The following is a 24,342-nucleotide window of genomic DNA, read 5'->3' on the forward strand; positions in this document are numbered from 1 at the left end:
TCAAAGAGGCGGGAGTTTAAAGAATGCTGTGCCATAAAGGAAATCAGTCAACGCCGGTCAGAACGTCATAGGGCTTTACAGAGAGGGGCTCAGGCCGTAAAATCACGCGCCTCGAATTTGGGGGTTCTGCGACCGGAACCCGCTACGAGATGTCAAACCCACACTGAAAAGGTCTTTTTAATGCCAGCAGTTAAAGTTAGAGAAAACGAGCCGTTCGACGTCGCTCTGCGCCGTTTCAAGCGTTCCTGTGAAAAAGCCGGTGTTTTGTCTGAAGTGCGTCGTCGTGAGCACTACGAAAAGCCGACCTGGGTTCGCAAGCGTAAAGCTGCCGCCGCGGTTAAGCGTCACGCCAAGAAATTGCAGCGTGAAAACAAGCGTCTGGTACGGCTGTACTAAGATTTCTGCACAGGGTTAGCGAGCAAATAACACTGTTTGCCCGTCCTGATGTTGCCGAAATATCGCTTTAGAAGTATCGCTTTAAAAGTGGGTTGACCTGACATGTCTGAGCTCAAGCAACAGATCACCGAAGCCATGAAAGACGCCATGCGTGCCAAAGATAAGGTACGTTTGGGTACGGTGCGGCTGATTCTGGCTGAGCTCAAACGCGTAGAGGTTGACGAGCGAGTAGACGTCGATGACGCCCGGGTTTTGGCGATTCTCGACAAGATGAACAAACAACGTCGCGATTCCATAGCGCAGTACGAGACTGCCGGACGCGATGATCTGGCCGCAATCGAGCGAGAAGAAATGGAGGTGATTGCCACGTTTCTCCCGGCGGCGCTCTCGGAAGCTGAAATCAATGCCCTGATTGATACCGCCATCGCCGATACCGGCGCTGCGGGTATGCAAGACATGGGCAAGGTAATGGGGGTTCTGAAACCTCAATTACAAGGCCGCGCTGATATGGCCGCAGTAAGCAAACTGATCAAAGCCCGGCTGGGCTGATCCCGGGGTTTCCCGACCCTGACTGGCGTCAACTGACCACCAGAAGCCCCCACTGAATTGGGCCTTTGAAGCGGTTAGCAAGTGATTACGACCGAAACAGACGGTTGCAACGCTACGCCAAGGCTGGACCTGAACCGGATCCACCACGCCTTCTGCTCGACCGGCAATGCCCGATATAATTGCCCGATACGCCGCATGCACATCCCTTTGAGGAACCTATGGCTGGCCTAATTCCCAACGATTTCATCGATGACCTGCTCGAACGCACCGACATCGTCGAGATCATCGGTCATCGTGTGCCGCTGAAGAAGAAAGGCAAGGACCACTGGGCCTGCTGCCCCTTCCATAACGAAAAATCGCCCTCTTTCTCGGTTAACCCGGTAAAACAATTTTATTACTGTTTCGGCTGTGGTGCCTCCGGCACGGCGCTGCGCTTTTTGCAGGAATACGAACGCCTCAGCTTTCCCGAAGCCGTTGAAGAACTGGCCCGCGCCGCTGGCGTCGAGGTGCCACGCGAAGAACAAAACCCGGCCCAGCAAGCCCAGCAACGCAAACGCCGCACGCTCTACGATTTAATGGGCAGCAGCGCTGAGTATTTCGCGCATCAGCTGTTCAACCACCCGGATGCCAGTATAGCCCAGCAATACGTTCTTGGCCGAGGCCTGAGCGAAGAGGTTATTCAACGCTACCAAATCGGCTACGCGCCGCCTGGCTGGCAAAACCTGATCCAGCATTTCGCCGGAACCGAACAAAGCGCCGAGCAGCTACTTGCCACCGGCATGATGGTGCGCAATGACAAGGGCCGCGAGTACGACCGATTCCGCCAGCGCCTGATGTTCCCGATCCGCGACATTCGCGGCCGCACCATCGCCTTCGGTGGTCGGGTACTAACGCCCGATGACAAACCCAAATACCTGAACAGCCCGGAAACGCCGATTTTCCACAAGGGCAACGAGCTCTACGGCCTTTATGAAGCCCGTCAGGCGCTGCGCAACTTCGACAACATCATTATCGTCGAAGGCTATATGGATGTGGTCGCCCTGGCACAGTTTGGGGTTAAAAACGCCGTCGCGACCCTGGGTACGGCAACCAGCTCGACTCACATTCAACGGCTGTTCAAGCTGACCCCGGAAATCATTTTCTGTTTTGATGGCGACGAAGCCGGGCGCCGGGCCGCGTTGCGCGCCCTGGAAAACGCCCTGCCGGAAGTGCGGGACGGCCAGCAGGCCAAGTTTCTGTTCCTGCCCGAGGGCGAAGACCCGGACACCCTGGTACGCAACGAGGGGTTTGAAGGGTTTCAGCGCCGCGTCAAGCAGTCACAAAGCCTGGCCGACTTTCTGTTTCAGCATCTGCAGACCCAGACCGACATGACCACACTGGAAGGCAAGGCTCGCCTGGCCAGCCTGGCTAGAGGCTGGATCGAGCCGATGCCCGAGGGTATTTTGCGGCAATTGCTGATGCAGCAGTTGTCGAACCTGGTTGGCCTGTCGGTTGAGCAGATTCTGACGACTCATGCCCCGGTTAAACCCGTGATACCGGAGCCGGTAAAACCCCGCTCCGAGCCGGCAGACCAGAACCCTGACCTGGCGATGCCGGATGACTGGATGCCCAGTTATGACGGGCCAATGAACGATTATGAGTCCGAGTACGGCTCTGGTGACTACGCCGGAGACACCACAGGCTCCGGTCGACCCAAACCGGCCAGCCGGGCCAATTTGGGCGTGCAGTTCAGTCTGGTGCATCGCTGCCTGGCCTGGCTGATTCGTCACCCACACCTGGCCAACGAACTGAATCTGGAGCAACTGGAACATTTGCCCGAACAAGAGGGCAAGGCGCTGCTCAGCCGCGTGGTGCGACTGCTGCAGGAAGCCCCCAGGGCCGATATCTATCATGCCTTCGACTACCTGTGTCAGCACGGCTTGCGCGACACGCTGGCGCCCATTGCGGCATCCGACTATCTTTGGCTGGAGGAACACACATCCGACACCGACCCGATGACATTAGCCCGCGCAGAGCTTGAAAAACTGGTAACCGCCCTAACCAAGAGGGCACCTGATGCCGAGTACGAAACACTCAAACGGCGCATCATCATCGAAAGAGACCCTTCCATCACTCCGGAAGACAAGCGGCGCTTTTTAGAGCTGCAGAAGAAACGCAAACTGTGACAGGGCAAATCTGTGACCAGAAACTGACTTCGGCCAGGGTCTACAGCCCATTGTCCTGCTGGCGCTCCCTGGTGGGCGTACGAACCCGACCTGACTCAGGTCTTTCAATGCAGCCAATGACAGGCCGCATTGATCAAAAATTGGCTAACCCTTTGATTTACGGTAAACTAAAGGGCTATTTGCCTTCGCATGATCCACTACTGAACTTACAGGGTTTCTATGGCTGAAAAATCTCAGCAACAGTCGCGCCTCAAGGAATTGATCGCCCGCGGTAAAGAGCAGGGCTATCTGACCTACGCCGAGGTGAACGACCATCTTCCGGAAGAGATTAACTCGCCGGACCAGGTGGAAGACATCATTGCGATGATCAACGACATCGGCATCAAAGTCTTTGAATCGGCCCCTGACGCCGAACAATTGATGATGACCGATGAAAGCAGCACCGACGACGATGACGCCACCGAGGAAGCGGCGGCGGCACTGGCGGCGGTCGAAACCGACACGGGCCGCACCACCGACCCGGTGCGCATGTACATGCGTGAAATGGGCACAGTCGAACTGCTGACCCGCGAAGGCGAGATCGTGATCGCCAAGCGCATCGAGGAAGGCACCCGTGAAGTCATGCAAGCCATGGCCTATTTCCCCGGTGTTGTCGAAAACATTCTGGCGGCCTATGCCCATACCCAGACTGAAGACGGCGGTCGCCTGTCCGACATCCTGACCAGCTTTCAGGATCCGGACGAAGCCGACCCCTCGCCCGCAGCCGATTCGCCCGATGCCATCATCGAAGAGAAAGCCGAAGATGATGACAGCTCGGGCGACGATGACGACGATTCCACCGATGACGAGAACGAAGGCGGCCCGGATCCGGAGCTCGCCCGTGAGCGCTTTACGTTGCTGGCCGAGCAACTCGAAACCGCGACCAAGGTGATCGAGAAGAAAGGTCGTTACAGCAAAGAAGCGACCGACGCGCTAGACGCCATGGGCATGACGTTCTCCTGCTTCAAACTGGCTCCGCGTCAGTTTGAAGAGTCGCTGGTGATCATCAAGAAGACCGTCGATGAGATTCGTGACCAGGAACGCAAGCTGCTGAACATCTGCGTGCGCCATTTGAACATGCCGCGCAAAGAGTTCATCAAGATGTTCGTCGGTCACGAGACCGAGGAGGAGTGGCTGAACAATCTGCTCGAAGACAGCCGTTTCGCTGAAGAAGCCTTCCGCTACGACGTGGAACTGCGCCGTGCCCAGCGTAAGCTGCGCAATGTGCAGAAGAACAGCCAGATCGCTCTGGGCGAGATCAAGGACATTCACCGTCGCATTTCCATCGGTGAAGCCCGGGCCCGCCGTGCCAAGAAAGAAATGGTCGAAGCCAACCTGCGTCTGGTGATCTCGATCGCCAAGAAGTACACCAACCGCGGTCTGCAGTTCCTCGATCTGATCCAGGAAGGCAACATCGGTCTGATGAAAGCGGTCGACAAGTTCGAATACCGTCGCGGCTACAAGTTCTCGACCTACGCTACCTGGTGGATTCGTCAGGCGATTACCCGGTCGATTGCCGACCAGGCGCGCACGATCCGGATTCCGGTGCACATGATAGAGACCATCAACAAGCTCAACCGCATTTCCCGCCAGATGCTGCAGGAAATGGGGCGTGAGCCGACGCCGGAAGAACTGGCGGAACGGATGGACATGCCGGAAGACAAGATCCGCAAGGTGTTGAAAATCTCCAAAGAGCCGATTTCGCTGGAAACGCCGATTGGCGACGACGAAGACAGCTCGCTGGGCGACTTCATCGAAGACAACACCATGGAAATGCCGATCGATTCGGCCACCGTCACCGGCCTGCGCGAATCGACCCGCGAAGTGCTGGCGGGGCTGACCGCGCGCGAAGCCAAGGTGCTGCGCATGCGGTTCGGCATCGACATGAACACCGACCACACCCTCGAAGAGGTCGGCAAGCAGTTCGACGTGACCCGCGAGCGGATTCGTCAAATAGAGGCCAAGGCGTTGCGCAAACTGCGCCACCCGACGCGCAGCGACCACCTCCGCAGCTTCCTCGACGACTGATCGAACACGTCAGACTGAAAAACCGCGCTCCGGCGCGGTTTTTTTATGCCTGTCGTTGTTAACTCAAGTTTCGGAGTTCGGAGGCGGCTGGGTGGCATTGGTCCGCATCGGCTACCGGGGTTGGCCCTGTGGGGTCGGCGTAAACCCGTCCATGGCGGTCCGACGTCTCGGGCCTAGATCGCAGCATCCATGCTGCGAACTACCCGACAGGACCAACCCCGGCAGCCGCCGCTTGTCACCTCAGCGAACTCCGAAACTTGAGTTAAGTCCCAATAACAGCCACAAACCAGAAGGTTCGCGCCCTTCCGGCATTGCGGTACACTTGGGCTTCAGGCACTACAACGATAAAACCCATGCCGCTAACTGCATCCCTTCAGGCGTTACGAAAACGCGGACAACCCGGTCGCTGGGCCAAGTCGCTGCCGTTCTGGCTGATTGCCGGGCTGGGCCTGGTTCTGGTGGTGCTGGTATTGGCTCAGCGCAGCCTGATGCAATTGGACATCGCCCAGGCGTCAGAGCGGGCGCAGCAACGGCTTGGCGCCTTTGAAACCTCACTTTCGGCGTCTATCGACCGGCACCTGTACCTGCCCCACATTCTGGCCAACGACCCGCGTATCGTTACTGCCCTGGCACAACGAGACCCGGAGCAACCGGCTGTCGAGAATTCAACGGAAACCTCCATTCTGTTGCGCACCATCAAGCGCCAGGCCGGGGCCGATGAGATTTTCCTGATGGACCCGACGGGCATGACTCAGTGGTCCAGTAATTTCGAGACCGAATTCAGCTTTGTCGGGTCCAACTATGCCTTCAGACCCTATTTTCGCGATGCCATTAACGGCAAGCCAGGGTTCTATTTCGCGGTGGGCGCCACCTCAGGTATTCCGGGCCTGTTTTTATCGGCACCGGTGCGAGCCAGCGACAATTCGATCCTGGGCGTCATCGTGGTCAAGATTAACCTGCAACCACTGGAGCAAAGCTGGCAGGCTTCTGGCGACAGTGTTTGGGTGACCGATCAGGAAGGCATCATTTTTCTGTCGTCGGCACCGCGCTGGCATTACTTCGCCACCCGGCCGCTGAGCGAAGTGCATCAGGACCAGCTCGCCCGCACCCGGCAGTTCGGGCAGGACCCGGTGAAGCAATTGCAACCGGTTACGGAATGGCAGTCGGAACGCTGGTCTACGTTTGATCTCGGAAGCGATGGAACCCAGCTGGTCTTTGCCTCCAACATCGACGACTACCCCTGGCAAATGCACCTGCGTGAGCCTCTGGCCGAAGCCCAGGCCCGCGTTCGCGCCCGACAGAGCCTGGTGTTGATTGGCTACGCCACCCTGGCCGGTGCATTGCTCTACTACCGGGAGCGCCGGCGCCGCACCGAGGCTCAGCGCGCCATCAGTCGGCTGACGGCCGAGCGCGAGCACCATCAGCGCGCCATTATTCAGAATACCGATGCGGGCCTGCTGAATCTTGACGACCAGTTTCGCCCCTTGTTCATCAATGAGCAGGCGCGTCGTCTCTTTGCGTTGTCGGAAAACGATCTGAATCACCGGCCCGGTCAGTTGCTGACGCCCTGGCAACCGGGGCAGTACGGCCAAGCCCCGGTCCGTGCCGAAGGCTTGCGCACCGATGGCAGCCGCTTTCCGGTGCTCTACACCCTGAACCCGATTCGGGTTGGCTCGGCTCGGGAATATATTGTGACGGTGCAGGACATCACCGAACTGACCGCGACCCAGCAAGCCCTGGAAGAGGCCAATATGGCGCTGGAACAGCGTGTGGAAGAGCGCACCCGCGACTTGCAGCAGGCTCAGGCAGCCCTCGCCCAGAACCAGAAGCTGGCAGCCCTGGGCCGTATGTCGTCAGCCATTGCCCATGAATTGAACCAACCCATCACGGCTCTGTCGAACTACGCTGCCAGCAGCCATTTATTGCTGCAACGCGGCAAGCTCGACGCCGTTGGCACCAATCTCGGCAAGATTGAAGATCTGGTCACCCGGTTGTCGAATCTATCTCGTCAGCTACGTATCTTTTCCGGCAAGCGCAATACCGGCGCGACACCGGTCACCCTGGAAGGGCCGATACGCTACGCGCTGGAACTGCTGAGGCCGAGACTGGTGGCCGCCAACATTGACTGCCAGCTCTCGATACACTCTGATCGTCTGGTACAGGCCAATACCATGATGCTGGAGCAAATTGTGGTGAACCTGATCAGCAACGCGATAGACGCACTGGCTGAGGCCAGACAACGACGCATTGTCATTACTCTGGAGCACGCCACCTCGGCTTCATCGCAATCGGGTAACGACACGCCACTCACTCTGTCGATTCGCGATACCGGCCCTGGTATCCCGGCCGACAAGCTGGTGCATATCTTTGAACCTTTCTACACCACCAAAGCCGTCGGCGATGGCATGGGGCTCGGGCTCGCGATCAGTTACAATCTGGCGAGCGACCTGGGTGCGGAACTGACGGTCGACAGCCAGCAAGGGCAAGGTACCGTCTTCCATCTGAGCTTTGCGCACTCCATTAGCCCCGCAGTATTGCAATCCGAGGCAACGAAATGATTTCCGACACTACGGCCGTCATCATCGACGATGACCCTGAGGTTCTGGCCTCACTGGAACAATGGCTGGATCTGGCCGACGTGCAGGTTCATACCTTTGCCAGTGCCGATGCTGCCCTGCCGCTGCTGACCCCCGATTTCGGCGGCGTCGTGGTCAGCGACATCCGCATGCCGGGCATGGATGGCATGAGCCTGCTCAAGGCCGTCGACCCCTCGATCCCGGTGATACTGATCACCGGCCATGGTGGCATCGCCCAGGCGGTGGAGGCGATGAAACTCGGTGCCTTCGACTTTATTGAAAAACCCTACAAGCCAGACCGCCTGATCGACATGATTCAGCGGGCCAGCGAGCAACGCCGGGTGCACCTGGCGACCCAGCCGCACCATACCCAGGCCGACAATGACGAACTGGCCGACACCATCATTGGGGATTCTGACCCGATTCGCACATTGCGTCAGCACATTCAGGCGCTGGCCCGGGTAAACGCCGATGTGATCATCTCCGGCGAAACCGGCACGGGCAAGGAACTGGTCGCGCGTAGCCTGCATCGGCTCAGCATTCGCCAGCAAGCGCCTTTCGTCGCCATCAACGTCGCAGCCATTCCCGAAAACCTGCTCGAAAGTGAACTCTTTGGCCATGAAGCCGGCGCCTTCACCGGTGCCCAGAAACAACGCAAGGGCATATTCGAAGCCGCCCACAAAGGCACGCTGTTTCTCGATGAAATTGAAAGCATGCCGATGGCGTTTCAGATCAAGCTGTTGCGCGTACTGCAGGAACGCGAAGTCGTTCGGGTTGGCTCCCATACACCGATTCCATTCAACGTGCGCATCCTCAGCGCCACCAAGGAAGACCTGCGCAAGGCCGCCAACGAAGGCCGCTTTCGCGAAGACTTGTATTACCGGCTGATGGTCGCCGAAATCCAGCTACCGCCACTGCGCGAACGCCCGCGCGACATTCCCGTATTGTTCAGCCACTTCATGCACGAAGCCAGCGAACAGAACCAGATACCCGTGCCGGAACTCAGCTACGAGGACCTGGTCGCCCTGGAACTGCACGACTGGCCCGGCAACGTGCGCGAACTGCGGCACACCGCCGAGCGCTATCTGCTGACGCGCAGCTTTAATCAGGTCTCGGTATCCGAGCTGCTGCAATTGGGTTCCAGCAACCGGGGCAATGCACACAGCGGCGAAGGGTCACTCTCGGCCCGGTTGGAACAGGTCGAAAAAGCATTAATTAGCGCCGAACTGAGCCACCACCAAGGCAACATCAAGGCGGTGATGGAGGTGCTCGACCTGCCGCGCCGCACCCTGAACCAGAAAATGCAGAAATACGGGCTCAAACGCGAAGCCTTCACCCACTGAATTTAACAAAGCCGACCCGATATGACCGCCCTGTTCGATGCACTGCAAAACCGACGATCCACCCGCCGCTTCCTCGACAAACCCATCGAAAAAGCGACCCTGGAACGCATTCTGACCAGCGCCCGGCGCGCTCCCAGCGGCGCTAACCTGCAACCGGGCTTCGCCTATTTGCTCGCTGGCGAGCCACTGACCCAGCTCAGTGACCGCCTCTGCGAGGCTTTCGAACAGTCCGACACCCGACCGGAAGAATACGACTACTTCCCCCAACCCATGCCCGCCTACCTGAAAGCCCGCCAGCGGGAAGTCGGTTACGCCCTCTACAACAGCCTGGGCATCGCCCGCCGCGACATTCCCGGCCGCCTGGCCCAACACCGGCGCAATTTCCACTTCTTCGACGCCCCGGTCGGCCTGGTCATCACCATCGAGCGCGCCATGGGCAAAGGCTGCTACATGGATCTGGGCATGTTCATCCAGTCCATCTTCCTGGCAGCCAAAGGCGAAGGCGTCGACAGCTGCGGTATAGGCGCCCTGGCCAGCTACCCACACATCATTCGCGAGCAACTCTCCCTCCCCGACAACGAAGTCGTCGTCTGCGGCATGGCCCTCGGCTACGGCGACCCGTCAGCACCCGAAAACCAATTCGAAACGCCTCGCGCTCCACTCGACGAATATACGCGGTTCCTTGGGTTCTGAGGGTTTTCGTTTTCGGCTGTGGTTGAATTTATTGGTGGCTGTCGTTTTCGACTGTGGTTGAATTACCTGGTGGCATGAGTCCGGGGTACAGGGCGGTTCCCTGCTGCCACCGTTCAGAGGCACATCCTTGTGCCACTTCACGGGACGCGGGCGTCCTGCCCGCTGCTGCAGGGAACCGCCCTGCACCCCTGTAATATCAAATTACTTTTACGACTTAGCCTTCGGTCATTTTCCTAGCTGTTGAACTTAAAGCTAGTGTTGGCACGAAACCAAGTGTCGGCTGCCGGGTAGTGATATCCGGGGTAGTCTGNGCACGAAACCAAGTGTCGGCTGCCGGGTAGTGATATCCGGGGTAGTCTGAGGCATGGATGCCGAAGCCTAGGCCCCATGGACGGGTTCACGCCGACCCCGGATAGCACTACCCGGTGGCCGACACGAACGAAAGCCACAAACACAAACTAAGCCTCCAGGACAACCGCACTGGCCAACCCCCCCGCAGCGGCAATAGCCGCCAGGGCGAGACTACCTTTGGGGGCCTGCGCCATCTCGTGGTAAGCCCTGACCGCAAGAATGGCTCCCGAGGCGCCAATGGGGTGGCCTCTAGCCAGAGCGCCACCGCCCTGGTTTAGTTTATCGAGCGGCAAACCCAGCTGGTGGGAGTTGACTATGGCCTGCACGGCGTAGGCTTCCATCAGCTCGATGCGGTGGAAATGCTTGGCGCTTAGTCCGTTGCGTTCAAACAGCCGTTGAACGACGGGTACGATGGCCCAGGGGGGCGCGTCTGCGGGGCCGCCGCCGCTGATGTCGGTTGCCCAGCGCATGGCGCGGGTGCCGGCGGGTAATTTTGCCAGCATGCGCTCGCTGACCAGCAGGCATAGGGCGGCTGCGTCTGCCTGCAAGGCCGTGCCTGCGACGTTGACCGCGCTTGTTTGCCATTGGGCCACCTTGGGGGTGCGGTTGGCCAGTCGCTCCGACAGCGGCCGGGTGGCGGCATCTACGTTCAAACCAGCCAGCGGTATGCATTCGTTGGTTAGCCGGTCTTGCGCGGCTAACGCCTTGGCGTGGCTGTCGATGGCCCAGGCGTTTTGCTGATCGAGGTTGATGCCGTGTTCGTGGGCCAGACGCGCAGCGCTGTCGGCCATATCCGGGTCGCGGTCTGGCCAGGGGGTGAAGGCCGGGCGTTCATAGAAATCGGGCGAATCGTCTTTGTTGATCGGGCGATGAGCACGCAGAGCCCGGCGACTGGTGCTTTCCACGCCTCCGGCGAGTACCACGTCTGCCTGGCCGCTGGCGATGGCCTGGGCGCCCAGACGCAGACTGTCGAGACCCGAGCAGCACTGGGTATCGATGGTCATGGCCGGAACCAACTCTGGAAGCCCCGCGGCCAGCGCAATCAGTCGGGCCGGGTTGCCACCACCGTACAGTGCATTGCCCAGTATCACCTGATCGATCTGGCGCGGGTTCAAACCCGTTTGCGCCAACAACGCCTGAATAACCGGCACGGCAAGGTCGCTGACCCTCAGCGTTTTGAACGCCCCGTTAACCGGGGCTACCGGCGTCCTAAGGGCGGCAACCAGATACACCGGGTTCATGAGGGTATCGCCTTGTCCGGGCCGGTACCGGCCTGTACCACCGTTAGCCAGCGCTCCAGCGCGACGAAGTCCGTCTTGCCACTCTGGGTCATGGGCCATTGCTCCAGAAAATACCAGGCCTTCGGTATCTGAGAGACGGGAAAACGCTGCCGGCAATGCTGGCGCAACGACTCCGCCGACGCTTTGGCATCATCAGCTTGAACCACCGCCGCGATCTTGTGGCCGCGCAAGGCATCGGGCAAACCAAGCAGGGCGGCCTGGGTCACCGCCGGGTGCTGTAGAAGCCAGGCTTCTACTTCTTCCGGGTAGAGGTTCAGGCCACTGCTGACGATCATGCGTTTTTCGCGGCCAACCAGGTAGAGATGCCCCTGCTCATCCAGATAGCCATGATCGCCGACCGTTAACCAGTCGCCATCGCGGGCAATTTCATCGCCGCCACCGCACTCATAGCCATCAAACACCAGTGCACTGCGCACCCAGATTCGACCGCGCTCTCCGGTTGCCACTGGGGTTTGCGCCGAAGGGCCGATGCGCACCTCAACACCGGGCACCGGGCGGCCAACCGAACCCTCGGGAGCTCTGGTCTCATCGTTATGCAGGGCGATAAAGCTCATTTCTGAAGTGCCGTAAAATTCCGTTAGCCCGGCATTCGGAAACGGCTGACGCAGGGCCTGGCGCGTATCGTCGGGCCACTTGGCCCCGCTGATGATCAAATGACGCAACTCCGGCAAGGGTGGCAGCCCATCTCGCTGAGCTGTTTGCAGCAGCAATTTGATCTGCGTCGGCGTGCCATAGAGTGCTGTAACACCCTGCTCGCCGAGCGCCTGAAGCACGGTTCGCGGCCGGAAGCGAGGCACCAGAACGACCCCAATACCGGCCTGCAAGGCCTGAATAACGCCATACAGGTGTAGCGACGTCGCCAGACTGCCCGGTGCCATTACCCGGTCTCCCGGCTGCAGATCGAACAACCTCCGGCTCAGCTCGAAACTGGCCAGCCAGGAGGCGTGGCTGCGGCGGTATCCCTTGGGTATGCCGGTCGAACCCGAAGTGAAGCCCACATAGAAGGCCTGATCCGGCATCGGTTCAGGGATGGGAGCCGGTTTTTCATCCGTCTTTTCCAGCAATGACATCAGTTGGGCATTGTCCAGAACCCGGTCTGGCCGGGTCTGGCGGTCGATTTCCGCGCGTTGCGCATCGGGCCAGCCGGTATCCAGCACCAGGGCCCGGTTGCCCGAACGGCTTACCGCCAGAAACGCCAGAATGAGCAGCAGCGGGTCCGATACATCCAGTGCGATGGCCCGATTGGCGCCCAATTCGGTGTGCAGACGGCTAGCCAGGTGCTCTACCTGACGGTGCAAATCCGACCAGCACAGACACTGAGACTGGCATTGCAGTGCCACGGCTGTGGGTTGCTCACCCGCCCAGCGTGCCAGTGTTGCCCCCACAAAACGCTCGTCAGCCGTGGCCGCCCTATCATCCCGCATGGTGTTCACCCCACCCCGTTTCAGCCATGCAGCGCATTATTCCGTCCTTCCCGTTATGAAAATCACCGTCGTTACTTTACCAGAATAACCCGGCTGTCTGAGCGTTCCGAGTTTGACCGGCATCCCACCCTGACTCATTGGAGGTTGTTCGTTTGCCCTGCCCCCCTATACTGACCTGGCGGTCAGTTTATGGCTCAGCTGTCATAAAACCGCCGTGTTACAACAATAAAGTGATGATGCTCGATTTTATTGTCGAACCTGCAAAAAAGGACTCATGCCATGAATAAACTGCTACTGGGCCTCGGAACCGTTGGCCTGGGCGCCACGGCGCTGGCCGCGGCCACAGCCTCAGCCGCCACCGTTGAGTTGCGCTTGATGGAAACCACCGACCTCCACATGCACATCGTCGATTACGATTACTACACCGACAACCAGAACGTCACCGTCGGGCTCGCCCGAACCGCCGCCCTGATCAACGCTGCCCGCAACGAGCGTGGCAACAGCGTGCTGGTCGATAACGGCGACCTGATTCAAGGTAACCCTCTGGGTGACTTCGTCGCCAAAGGCGACGTGCTGCGCTTGGGCGAAATCCACCCCGCTTACAAGGCCATGAACCTGCTCGACTACGATGTTGGCAACATCGGCAACCACGAATTCAATTTTGGGTTGGATTTTCTGATCAAGGCGCTAAACGGCGCCAATTTTCCCTACATTTCATCGAACGTCATGGTCGACCTGGGTGATGGTAGTGATCAGCCCTACTTCCAGCCCTACCTGATTCAGGAAAAAACCGTCATCGACAATGCTGGCCAGCCGCACGAACTGAGCATTGGCTACATCGGTTTCGTACCACCGCAAATCATGAACTGGGATAAAGACAACCTCGAAGGCCTGGTCGTCGCCCACGACATGGTCGAAACGGCTGAACGCTTTGTCCCGCAGATGAAAGCCGAGGGCGCCGACATCATCGTCGCCATTCCCCACAGTGGCTTGTCGGATGCGGCACGCCAGGGTATGGACGAGAACGCCACCTGGCACCTGGCCCAGGTTGAGGGCATCGATGCCATTATGTTCGGCCACGCCCATGCGGTGTTTCCGGGCAGCCCGGCTTACGACAATATGGACAACGTCGACAACGAGTCCGGCACCATCTTCGGTGTACCGGCCGTTATGCCCGGGTTCTGGGGCAGCCATCTGGGCATCATCGACCTGACGCTCGAGGGCGAAGCCGGCAACTGGCACGTCGCTGGCAGCCGCAGTGAAGCACGGCCCATTTTCAGCCGTGAAAATGGGGAGACCGTTGCACTGGTCGAACCGGTTCAATCCATACTGGATGCGGTCGACAGCGACCACCAGGCCACGCTCGACTACATGGCCCAGCGCGTTGGCGAAACCACCGCCAGCATCAACAGCTACTTTGCCGTGGTTCAGGATGACCCCTCGGTGCAGGTGGTGAACAACGCCCAGACCTGGTACGTCGAAAACATCGTGCGCGGCACCGAACTGGAAGACCTGCCGATCCTATCGGCAGCCGCACCGTTCAAAGCCGGTGGCCGGGGTGGCCCGGATTACTTCACCGATGTGCCAGCCGGTGACATTGCGCTGAAAAACGTCGCGGACCTTTACATCTACCCGAATGACCTGAAAGTGGTGAAACTGACCGGAGACCAGGTCATCGAATGGCTGGAACGGTCTGCTGGCCAGTTCAATACCATCGACCCGGATGCCAGCGGCGCACAACCGCTGGTCGACGACAGCTTCCCGACCTACAACTTTGATGTGATCGATGGCATCAGCTACCGCATTGATGTGACGGTGCCTCCGCGTTACAACAACGATGGCGACGTGGTAAACGACCAGCACCGCATCGTTGATGTTCAGTTCGAAGGCGAGCCCATCAACCCGGATCAGCAGTTCCTGATCGCGACCAACAACTACCGCGCCGGCGGCGGTGGCAGCTTCCCGGGCCTGGATGGCAGCACCATCGTTATCGACGCACCGGATAAAAACCGCGATGTAATCGCCAATTATTTGTTGTCGCAGGGCACCTTCAACCCGTCAGCCGACGGCAACTGGCAGTTTGCCGGCTGGGGCGACGCCGAAGTGGTGTTCAAAACCTCTCCCAAAGCCGAAGAACTGGCGGGCGACAACATGGAAACCGGTGAACTTGATGACGCCGGCTTCCGGGTGTTTACCTTTAACTGATCGCACACCCATGGATGCAGGTGCCACTCCGGTACCTGCAAACGGGCACGGACGCCCTTCTTAATGACAAAAATTGACCCACTCACTCCTCTGGCTATTCACTAACAACACCTCGCGCGTTGGTGGTTTGATGACCCTCTGTTATTAGAGATGTCGGTCACAAATCTCGTATTCACCCCCGCAAAAGGCGCTTAATTCACCCGCCAAGCATTCTCAATGCGTCTCAGGTTGGCTACCCTCGCCCTCTTTGGTCATTGTGGTCGATGGTTTGTACAACGGGAGCATTTGTACGTCAGCCATCACAAAAACCAGACCCATCATTCGGCCAACAGATACAGTCAACAGGGAGCTATTATGACTGCACCTCGTTCCATTGCACCCACATTGCACACCGGGCACTCTGCGCGAGTCGTAGACCGGTGTGAAGCCATCGTACTGGAGACCCATGAAAGCCGATGCACAAAGCTGTCCATCAATGGGCAAACGGTAGCGGTTCCACCCGAGAAAGCCGGTCGCAACCTGGTTCGTGTTGATGACCTCGTGATGGCCGACCTGATGGACGACGGCACCGCCAGAGTCGCTTACGTCGTCTCAACCGGTGACAACGAATTCATTCCTCATATCAGCACCCTGGGTGATTTAGCCCAGTGGGTACTGCCCGAACACATTGCCCGTTTACTAACTGAAGTTGGCGGCAGCGCAGTGGAAATTGGCCAGCAAGGGGTTGATGTGAAAGCCCCGCGAGCCACGGTTACCGCAGAGACCCAGCTGGAGCTGAACGGCAAGAACATCCGTACCGAAGCAGAAGAACTCTGTGTAGTCCAGGGAAGAGAAATCCATCTTAACTAAACCGTCAGGGATACGACTTCATGGACACTGCTCACCTCGCCTGGGCACAAGCACAGCTTAAAACCCGAGAATTGTGGTTAACGCAGCGAAAGCACTGCGAATATGACCTGCTGCTTGGTATTGAGCAAAAACTCTATGGCCACCTTTGCTACCTCCAGGAAGCCATCGCCGAGCCAGACCTGAGCGATGACGAGAACCGGGCACTCAATCTCTGCATTTTTGCGTTCCGGCCCGATTTCCGTGAAGCCCCCGATCACCTGGCTGCTCAATTACTGGAAACCGGCGTAGAGCTCTGGTTGGAAGACTTACAAACCGCCATCGACATTACCGGTGCTCAGAACTGGCAGCCTCTGTTGCACACGCTGATCGAGCAGACCGACCTTACCGACCCCACACACTGGTGGTTAAAAAGCAGACTGCACGAAGTACCGCCAGCCGTCGATTCCGACGCTTCCCATGTCTCATGGTCCCAGGCCATACCGGGGCAAATTCCCTGCCTGGTCAAAAACCGGGCCTGGAAGTCCGACACCTTATTCGATACCTGGATCCCCGAAGCCCGTGACAGCGTTCAAAACGACGACCGGCAGGAAGACTTGCACTGGCTGGCCCTCGGATTACTAGCCACCGGCAAGCAGCCAGCAGCCATCGATTTGATTCAACGGTGGATCACTGCCAGTCCGGGCTCCCGGTACGCCTGGCGCACCGCGGCAGCCAGCGGAGCAAGCGAATTCATCCAGCCGTTGCAACAAGCTGTGCTGGACGAGCACATCCCCCCGTTCTGGCTGGTGGTTCATGGCGATGCCGCCCACCTCGGTTTCTGCATTGACCTGCTTGCCAAACCCCACACCAACCCTCTGGCCGAACGGGCCTGGTACGGTTTCACGGGCGAACGGCTGCCCCGGGTACCCGCTATTACGCTGGGTAAAAAAGAAAAAGGCGACCGCCTGGCCGATGCCAACACGGCTCGCCAATGGCTGGATGTAAACCAGCCAACGGGCCGTCTGTGCCTGGGCCACAACCATTCAGACCGGCCCTTCAGGCCACAGCTGGGGCGCTTTTTCGGTGCCGATACCGAACCCGTTACCTCTGCAATCTGGCTGGATACCCGGGGAAGCACCCTGCTTAGCCCCACCGAATGTCACTGGCAACGTGCTCAGCGCCTGCAAGAGGCCCGGGCATGATCCAGCTTCAACCCCACCCCTACTATCAACAGGAACTGACCTCAGGCTGGACAGCGCAGGGCGAGCCAGCCACCATCTTCATTGCCAAGGCCAGTTACCAGTACGGCCTGGACGGGAAGGTTGAACCACTGCCAGAAAGCGAGCCACTGTCTCAGTCGTACGACTATCCGGAAGACGACCCGGAGCAGCACGGACCCTCGTGTTGCCGGGAGACCGTGCCCTTCAAGCACGGCTCGGAAATCCTGTTGTTTGCCAGCGCCCACTGCGGCACTGCGCGAGCCGGCTTCAATGTCGAAGCCAGTCTGAGCACCGAAAACGGCATTCACTGGCAAAAAAAGCTTTCAGTCGTAGGGCCAAGAACCTGGAAGAGCACCCTGTTTGGCACAGCCTTTACCGAACCGACCCCCATCACCGAACTGCCCATTCGTTACGAATATGCGTACGGCGGTCGCAATGCGAAGCAAGAAAACGACGCCTATATGGCCAACCCGGTAGGGCGCGGCTACCTGGGTGAGGGCTTGAAAAAAAACGATATAGACGGTGCCCCGCTTCCCCAGATTGAACACCCCCGGCACCCGATGAAAAAACCGTCGGAACGAAAAGAGCCACAAGGGTATGGCCCGATTTCCTCACACTGGCACCCCCGAAGAGAAGCGTTTAAATCGCTGGACGAAGACAAGGCCGCCGCCCGCCAATACCCGTTCAGCGGCCCGCTGCCAGATACCGCTTACCACAGCGCGCCCCGGGACCAGTGGTTCGACAGACCGCTACATGGCAAGGCAAAACTGACTTTAACCGGTCTGACCAAAGACCTGCCCGAACATCACCCACTGTCGATTCACTGGACAATACCCAGCCTCGCGCTGCGCTGGAAAACGCGAACGACCGAAGAGCCCATCACACTGCAGGCCGACACCTTACTCGTCGACACCCAAAAGCGGCACCTGCACCTTTTGTACCGCAAGGCCTTCACCCAGTTGCCCAAACGCTTAATGGCTGAAATTCACCTGGCTGAAACCTCTGCCACCCCGGAGGCCGCCTATGGATGAACTGCAATGGACGGTAAAAGCAGCCAGCGCCTACACCCAGGGCGGCAAAACACCGGCCACCATTTACGCGACGGTGGTAACCCGTCAGGGCGATATTAACCAGCCTGGCCTGAGTGAAAGCGAGAGCCTGACGGTTAGGGTGGACGACCTCGACTTGCCCTGTTACACCTTCCCGGCCGACGGTGACTACGATATCGACAGTCGTGCACGCTGCGCCCGTTTGGCCGCCAAAGCCCTGGCGGAGCTCTGGAACCGGCATGGTCCCATTCCCCCCACAACGGCCATGGTGTGCAGCCTCAACCGGGAAGACTGGGGTTCAGACCCGGCCGACGTTTTTCAGGACCTGCTGGTTAATAATTTTATGGCGTTGGGCGACCCGGCCCTCGTCGACTGGTGCAGCCTATGCACCGTCTATCAAATGGACAAACCGGAAGACCGGGCGCAGATAGCCGCAGAGACTTCACTGGTCTGGCTCAGTACCGATTCGCTCATTAACCAGGCCAGTCTCGACCGGCTTGGCGACCGGGTGGCTATAAAACACTTTTCAGATGGCCTGATACTGGGCGAAGCCGCCACCGCCCTATGGTTGACCAGCGATGCTTCCAACGGCACCGCCCGCCTAACCCTGTACCCGGAACCGCTGGCCAACCTGACGGCAAGCGATGCCAGGCTGGCCGCCGTACAACCTTATCGCCACGGGCTGGTCACTCACCTCGACCAAAGCCTCGATCAACAGGCGAACTGGCACCAGTGGCTGGGCGATTTTAAACCGGCCAGCGAATTCGACGCACTGCAACATATCTCACTATCCAGTGGGTTTGGTTATGTCGGTGCAGCAGGCCCGGGCCTGGCCGTGGTGTGTGCTCTGGGGCGCCGGCAAATGCCCTGCCCACCCGTCGATACTCAATGGCTGTTTCACCAGTCACCGGACCAGCAATATACCCTGCTGAAGCTCGACTCCACTCCCCACACCGCAACACCCGCCGCCCAACCGAAGCAAGGAGGTCTCAGTGGCTAACAACGTATTGATTAATGGACGCAGTGCGGTTCACGCCGGCTCCCAGGGAACGCTCAACACTGTCGACGTTTGCCTGACCCCCAGCGGGAATTCCGTGGTACCGATCCCCTACCCAAACGTTGCGCGCTCGGCCGATGCGGACAAAACCGCTGGCAGCGTGTATGTAAACGGCAACCCCATGTGCCATATCAAATCCGTCTTTAAAAAAAGCACCGGTGATCAGCCCGGCCGACGCAAGGGTGTAGTTTCCGGGAAAATAAAAGGCGAAGCGTCTTTCGTTTCTGCCTCGGCCAATGTTTTTGCCGAAGGCCAGGCCGTTACCCGAGCCCTGGACATGATGGTCTCAAACAACAAAAACACCCCACCCTCCCCGCTGATGCAGCCGGTGGGCATGCCGCCGCTGCCAACCCGCCCCACGGCACCGCATGAACTGGAACCCGAAGGACCAGACCGCATCAACGCCATCATTCAGGGCGACCCCGGTGAAGGCATGGGCGTTCTGATTGGGGAAAGCGACGACTAATCGGCCGAAGGCCATTGAACCAAACCACTCAGTAAGGAGTGACCCCTGGCAAAAAGCCGGGGGTTTCGCACGCAAGGAGTTACCACATGACTGCAGCCAGCATCGCCCTGCCCGGCCACCCCGACGGCCCGAACAATGCCGAACGCCACCGGGAGCTGATTCTTGAGAACTTTACCCCCGGGCGAAAGCGGCTGTCGCTCATGCTGACCGACGACCATCACGACTACTACAAAATTCCGCTCGGCTACGACGACACCACCGCCTTTAACGAAGACATGAGTAATCCCGCCCTCAAACTGGTCCCTGTGACCTTTCTGAGGAACATACCCGATGAAGGCCTGGGCCCCCTACGCGAAGGCTGGGTATACATCTACGTTAACGGCTACCTATGGCGGGAAGCCCGGTACGATACTGACTGCCACATGTTAATTGACGTAAACCTGAGTTATGAGAAAGGCTTGGACCGCCGTCGCGCCACCGTGCAAAAAGACAGCACCCTGGTGCTCCCCTGGAATATGAACGGCAGCGAAAGCATCGTCGAAATCGCCTTCTCCGAAGAACAATGGAGCTGGGAGCGAATCGACCAGCTCGGTGGGGTAGACCCGGAAGACCCACGCCAATGGCTGGGCGAACGCGTAGAATCGGCCTACAGCACAGACTACACAGCCAAGGCCCGCGCCGCACGGCTAATGCCCGTTGATCTCAGCGCGGCCGAATCCAACTTTGAAGACATGCCAGAAGACAGCAACATCCGCCTGGTAACCAACGAAGAACTCGCCCCGAGGCGCCGACACTACAACACCAAATTCGACAAAGGCATTGCCAGCGTAATTCTGCCCGATGTGATTGGTGATGCGCGGTATTTAGCTAGTACCCAATCCGATATGATCGACTTGCTTGATGCCACTGTTACCACCATGCTTCAGGCCGACCACCAATACCCGAGTGGTTGGACAATCGACCGCATCGCTGAAGACCGGATGGAGCACATACAAACCGTGGCCGACAGCCGTTTGGCTGCCCTCTTTAACACTCAGTTTTTCGCCCCGATTGATCAGCAATTAAAACAACCAGATCTAACCGAGAAAGAGCGCGAAGTGCTTGAACAGCGAGTGGAGGACCGTGAAGAGCTGGACCAGCAAGCCATGGAAGAGCAGCTCAACAAAGAAGGCTGTGAGCAAATTATCCAAAGCGCATTGGATTACCGCAGAGACCTAATCGACCTGATGGACACTCCGGCCTTCCTGACCGCCATGGAAGACTACCATACCCTGGAGAACGCCCACTGGTTTCTACTGCCCGAACTCATGGGGCAACTAATCGCTCGCTTCAACCAGCCAGTGGCCAACGCCTATAAAGACCTCTTTTTCAACTTGGACGACTACGCCCTCTATCTGGATCGGGATCAGGGCGCTGACTTCCTGTTGCGCCTTACCGGTGGCCACCAATACAAAACTCCACACCCTCTGGCTGACATCCTGTTCCCACAAAGCGGGCCCGACCCGGAAAACCCACTCAGCATCAGCGAGACCGAGCCGGGCCTTGAAGCCCGGCTTCTAAACCCGGTAAAAATAAGGCGCATCATTGATGGACTAAACGGCGAGGACCACGCCCACTGGCCACCTATTATAATAGATGGAACCCCTGTGGATATGCATGAGTTCGTCGCTCAAGCCATCCACACCTTTACCCTGGCCTTGACCATGCTGCCTGCTCCAATAGAGACAGAAGACAACGGGGATGCCTCTGCACTGATTCAGTCCTGGCGATTCTCGGGACATACTGCCCATGCCTTCGGCGCCAAAGTTAAAGAAAATGCGTATGAGGGAGTTCGCACTACTCAACAAATGGAACAGGGGCTAGGTGAGTCTCGTAGTGATAGAGACAGCAAACAGCATAGATACGATCAGCTACAATTGCGCCATAACAATTTGAAGGCACAGCAAACCGAACAAGAGACCATACTTAGGCAAAGAGAGCAATATTTAGAAGAAGCCCGAGCCAGAAAACAGGAGTTAACGCTCGAAAGACAGAACATCCTGCAGAACCAAAGCGAGCTCGGAAAACAGATGGAGAGCTTCAGTCTGGTATCTCGAATCGACCAGATTGACAAAGAACTGATCGATCTTGAACAGTATATGGAGGAGGCCACAGCTGAAAGAGCCCAGTTACGCCAGCAACGAACCCAGGTAACAGATGCTCTGGCCAACATTGAAAACAACCTTAATAAAATGCGAGCCTCGGGCACAGTACTAAGCGGTGGCACGCTCAAACACAACACCAAAGTCGTGAACCTGTATTCATTGTTGGCCGGGGAGCACCTGCAAGCACTGAAAGTCACCCACGACGATCTGTTGAACAACCGCCTCCCCGAAGGCCATGTCGCTATGACAGCCGCAGGTCGAATGCAACGCATGAAGACCACGCTGGCAACCGCGAAACACATAAAAAACCATCAAGGCCCCTGGGTAAACTTTGAACTGGGGCCGGATAAAAAAGTACGAGTACCTGCCGACCTTGCGCTGGAAAATACTCAGCAGTTACACCAGTATCTTTCAACTTACATGCACAGCACGCTCGATACCGCTGAGGTCCGCAACGCGAACAAGATCATCCAGATCGTATTCGCTCAGGAAGCGACCAGCCTGGCCCGATCAGCAGCTGAGGTGAAAGTTATTGAGAACGCTAACCGCCTGCTATTGGCAGACGTGATTCAACAAGCCGCCAACGATGCCGACCAACACATACAGCGCATCGGTCAAGATATATACGAATATGAGCAAAAAACCTTCAAAACCAAGGCTGAAGCATTGGAATTGGCCAAGATAATGAAGGACGCTGAAACCAAGATTACAAGCCTGGAGACCACAATTGTCGGCTACGAAAAAGCTCTGACCAGTGGCCAACCCCAGTTACATTTTGCTCAGCGGATGGACCAGCTGTTCTTATTGAACGGGGCTATGGTAGCGTTTGAAGCGTATAATTTGGCAAGTGTAGCGAATAGGCTGATGAACGATTTTGGAAATACCAGAGCCAGGATTGACATGGCCAGCGCGCTAACCGACTTCGCCGCAACAATCGCAACATCATACCAGTATGTATTTGAGAGCAAGTATGGGACGACCAAACAGATTGAGAGCCGGCTGAAGGATGCAGCTAAAAGGAAGTTTATTCAAACTCTCCCCGTAGATGGTAAAATTCTCGGAAAAAGCATCCTGGTAACCCGGATAGCAGCGGGAACTAACATTGTTGCAGGCGTTTTGAGTGCTCTACTTTCATCAATTGATGCCTACAATCGATGGATGTTGGGGGATAGAGACGCGGCTATAGCTTATGGGATGACGGTTGTCGGCTTTGCTTTAACTGCTATTGCAGCCATACCAGCTATGCAAGCGGCAGCACTGGCATTGAACATTGTAGGTTTTGTGTTGATTGCTGCTGGCTTCGCACTGGTGTACTTCTTAATCGACACCCCCACCGAAACTCTACTAAAGAACAGCCCCTTCGGAAAAGACCCAGATTTGCGCTTCGGTGGAGGCCTTATTTTTAAAGATGAAGACTACCAACACTGGAAGAACAGGCGCGACCTGGCTTATCACGAATGCACAAGCTTCTTTCTGCAACCCAGTGTTCACTTCGCCGAGACCTGGGTAGAGCATGAGGAGTATTGTGAACTCGCCATTCAAACTCCTGGTCTAATGACCGACGGAGTCTATCAAATCGACATTCAGGCATGGCACATCAAGGAAGACCGATGGGAGACCATTACGCTACTAAGCAACGACCCGAGTGCTAAGGTTTCTGCAAACCCCGGAAATGTACAAATAGCCGCGAACGGATCCACGTATAAAATTCGAGTTCACCGAGACCTAATCAAGACTTTTGGTGCACCGCTCAGTGGTGGGTTTGGCTACATATCAACAGAGACTAATATTCGGGTTCGGGTTCAAACTTACCCCAAAGGTGAGGCCGCAAGAATTTTCCCCGGCGCACTTACCCCTTATGTTCTTCCTGCTCCTAAGCGAGATGAACTAGGAAGAGCCACTATCGATGGAGAGGTGGTAGACGAAAAAACAGCGGCAGAAAATTCTTGGCTTATAGCAGAAGGAGCTGTTGTACATAGTTTCAAAATAATTGCCTCTCCAACCTGAGGAATAGACGAATGCTAATGTGGTATGCAGATTTATTAATGGGTAAAACTAAATACCGTTACCCAGACTGGAGCTGCACAAATGAAAGTACTCAGTTAACCCGTGCTAGCCGAAAAGCCAAAAGACTGAGAGGAGAACAGGTCACTCCTCAGCCGGTATACAGTTTCCATACACCCTTTCATGTAAAGACCGATGGAAAGCAATGGGCAATACAAGCTGACTCGTCACATGGAGTCTGGCAAGCAACAGGGATTATATCGTCTTTCTTCTTCCTGCTATTCTTGTTCTTTAGCTTAGTACCTTTCCCAAACGAAGGAACGATATTTTTCTCAATCTTGACTGGCATGGTATTTTTACCCCTATCAATTTCTATGTATAAAACACGGACTGGGGGAGAAGACACCTGGGTAGTTTTCGACAGAACCACTGGAAACGTCTGCTTCTGGAAAAAGAACCAGAAAAACTCCCTGACAGTTCCTTTTGAAAAAGTTAACTGCTACT

The 24,342-nt window shown here is 57.3% G+C and carries 16 protein-coding genes and 1 pseudogene; 15 read left to right on the plus strand and 2 right to left on the minus strand.

Annotation, left to right across the window (positions count from 1 at the left end; all coding sequences use genetic code 11):
* Positions 1–180 precede the first annotated feature (180 nt).
* From rpsU to EP166_RS07785, 7 genes are all read left to right on the plus strand, one after another.
* Entirely contained in the window at positions 181–396 is a 216-nt protein-coding gene (rpsU, locus tag EP166_RS07755; protein ID WP_028669284.1) for a 30S ribosomal protein S21, read from the plus strand.
* 102 nt (positions 397–498) lie between these two features.
* Positions 499–945 carry a GatB/YqeY domain-containing protein gene (locus EP166_RS07760; RefSeq protein ID WP_127556179.1) on the plus strand — a complete coding sequence of 149 codons (447 nt, stop codon included), beginning with the start codon at positions 499–501 and terminating at the stop codon, positions 943–945.
* 218 nt (positions 946–1,163) lie between these two features.
* Positions 1,164–3,110: a DNA primase gene (dnaG, locus tag EP166_RS07765; RefSeq protein WP_127556180.1), complete on the plus strand. Its 1,947-nt coding sequence runs from the start codon at positions 1,164–1,166 to the stop codon at positions 3,108–3,110.
* A gap of 219 nt (positions 3,111–3,329) precedes the next feature.
* Positions 3,330–5,177 (plus strand): RNA polymerase sigma factor RpoD, encoded by a 1,848-nt coding sequence (rpoD, locus tag EP166_RS07770; protein ID WP_127556181.1) that lies wholly within the window; start codon positions 3,330–3,332, stop codon positions 5,175–5,177.
* 353 nt (positions 5,178–5,530) lie between these two features.
* A complete protein-coding gene (locus EP166_RS07775; RefSeq protein WP_127556182.1) occupies positions 5,531–7,735 on the plus strand; it encodes a sensor histidine kinase in 2,205 nt (734 codons plus the stop codon).
* Entirely contained in the window at positions 7,732–9,096 is a 1,365-nt protein-coding gene (locus EP166_RS07780; protein WP_127556183.1) for a sigma-54-dependent transcriptional regulator, read from the plus strand. Before EP166_RS07775 ends, EP166_RS07780 begins: the two co-directional genes overlap by 4 nt.
* A gap of 21 nt (positions 9,097–9,117) precedes the next feature.
* Positions 9,118–9,789 carry a nitroreductase gene (locus EP166_RS07785; protein WP_127556184.1) on the plus strand — a complete coding sequence of 224 codons (672 nt, stop codon included), beginning with the start codon at positions 9,118–9,120 and terminating at the stop codon, positions 9,787–9,789.
* 458 nt (positions 9,790–10,247) lie between these two features.
* On the opposite strand, the gene EP166_RS07790 is transcribed toward EP166_RS07785, so the two are convergent.
* Complete coding sequence (locus EP166_RS07790; RefSeq protein ID WP_127556185.1) at positions 10,248–11,381, minus strand: thiolase family protein; 1,134 nt, start codon at positions 11,379–11,381, stop codon at positions 10,248–10,250.
* Positions 11,378–12,865: an AMP-binding protein gene (locus tag EP166_RS07795; RefSeq protein WP_127556186.1), complete on the minus strand. Its 1,488-nt coding sequence runs from the start codon at positions 12,863–12,865 to the stop codon at positions 11,378–11,380. Before EP166_RS07795 ends, EP166_RS07790 begins: the two co-directional genes overlap by 4 nt.
* A 279-nt stretch (positions 12,866–13,144) precedes the next feature.
* Here EP166_RS07795 and EP166_RS07800 point away from each other — a divergent pair, with 279 nt between their 5' ends.
* From EP166_RS07800 to EP166_RS21295, 8 genes and pseudogenes are all read left to right on the plus strand, one after another.
* Positions 13,145–15,070, plus strand: a complete 1,926-nt coding sequence (locus EP166_RS07800) for a bifunctional 2',3'-cyclic-nucleotide 2'-phosphodiesterase/3'-nucleotidase (protein WP_127556187.1) — start codon at positions 13,145–13,147, stop codon at positions 15,068–15,070.
* A gap of 354 nt (positions 15,071–15,424) precedes the next feature.
* Positions 15,425–15,919, plus strand: coding sequence for a hypothetical protein (locus EP166_RS07805; RefSeq protein WP_127556188.1), 495 nt, complete (start codon positions 15,425–15,427; stop codon positions 15,917–15,919).
* A 20-nt stretch (positions 15,920–15,939) separates the two neighbouring features.
* Entirely contained in the window at positions 15,940–17,100 is a 1,161-nt protein-coding gene (locus EP166_RS07810; protein WP_127556189.1) for a hypothetical protein, read from the plus strand.
* Complete coding sequence (locus EP166_RS07815) at positions 17,097–18,149, plus strand: DUF2169 family type VI secretion system accessory protein (RefSeq protein WP_164743853.1); 1,053 nt, start codon at positions 17,097–17,099, stop codon at positions 18,147–18,149. Before EP166_RS07810 ends, EP166_RS07815 begins: the two co-directional genes overlap by 4 nt.
* On the plus strand, positions 18,142–19,167 hold the full coding sequence (locus EP166_RS07820; protein WP_127556191.1) for a hypothetical protein: 1,026 nt from the start codon (positions 18,142–18,144) through the stop codon (positions 19,165–19,167). Before EP166_RS07815 ends, EP166_RS07820 begins: the two co-directional genes overlap by 8 nt.
* Positions 19,160–19,690, plus strand: a complete 531-nt coding sequence (locus EP166_RS07825; protein WP_127556192.1) for a DUF4150 domain-containing protein — start codon at positions 19,160–19,162, stop codon at positions 19,688–19,690. Before EP166_RS07820 ends, EP166_RS07825 begins: the two co-directional genes overlap by 8 nt.
* Before the next feature lie 86 nt (positions 19,691–19,776).
* A complete protein-coding gene (locus tag EP166_RS07830; RefSeq protein ID WP_127556193.1) occupies positions 19,777–23,841 on the plus strand; it encodes a hypothetical protein in 4,065 nt (1,354 codons plus the stop codon).
* 11 nt (positions 23,842–23,852) lie between these two features.
* Positions 23,853–24,342, plus strand: a pseudogene (locus EP166_RS21295) (hypothetical protein); the annotation flags it as partial.

This window comes from Saccharospirillum alexandrii, from assembly GCF_004000275.1.
Lineage (GTDB): Bacteria > Pseudomonadota > Gammaproteobacteria > Pseudomonadales > Natronospirillaceae > Saccharospirillum > Saccharospirillum alexandrii.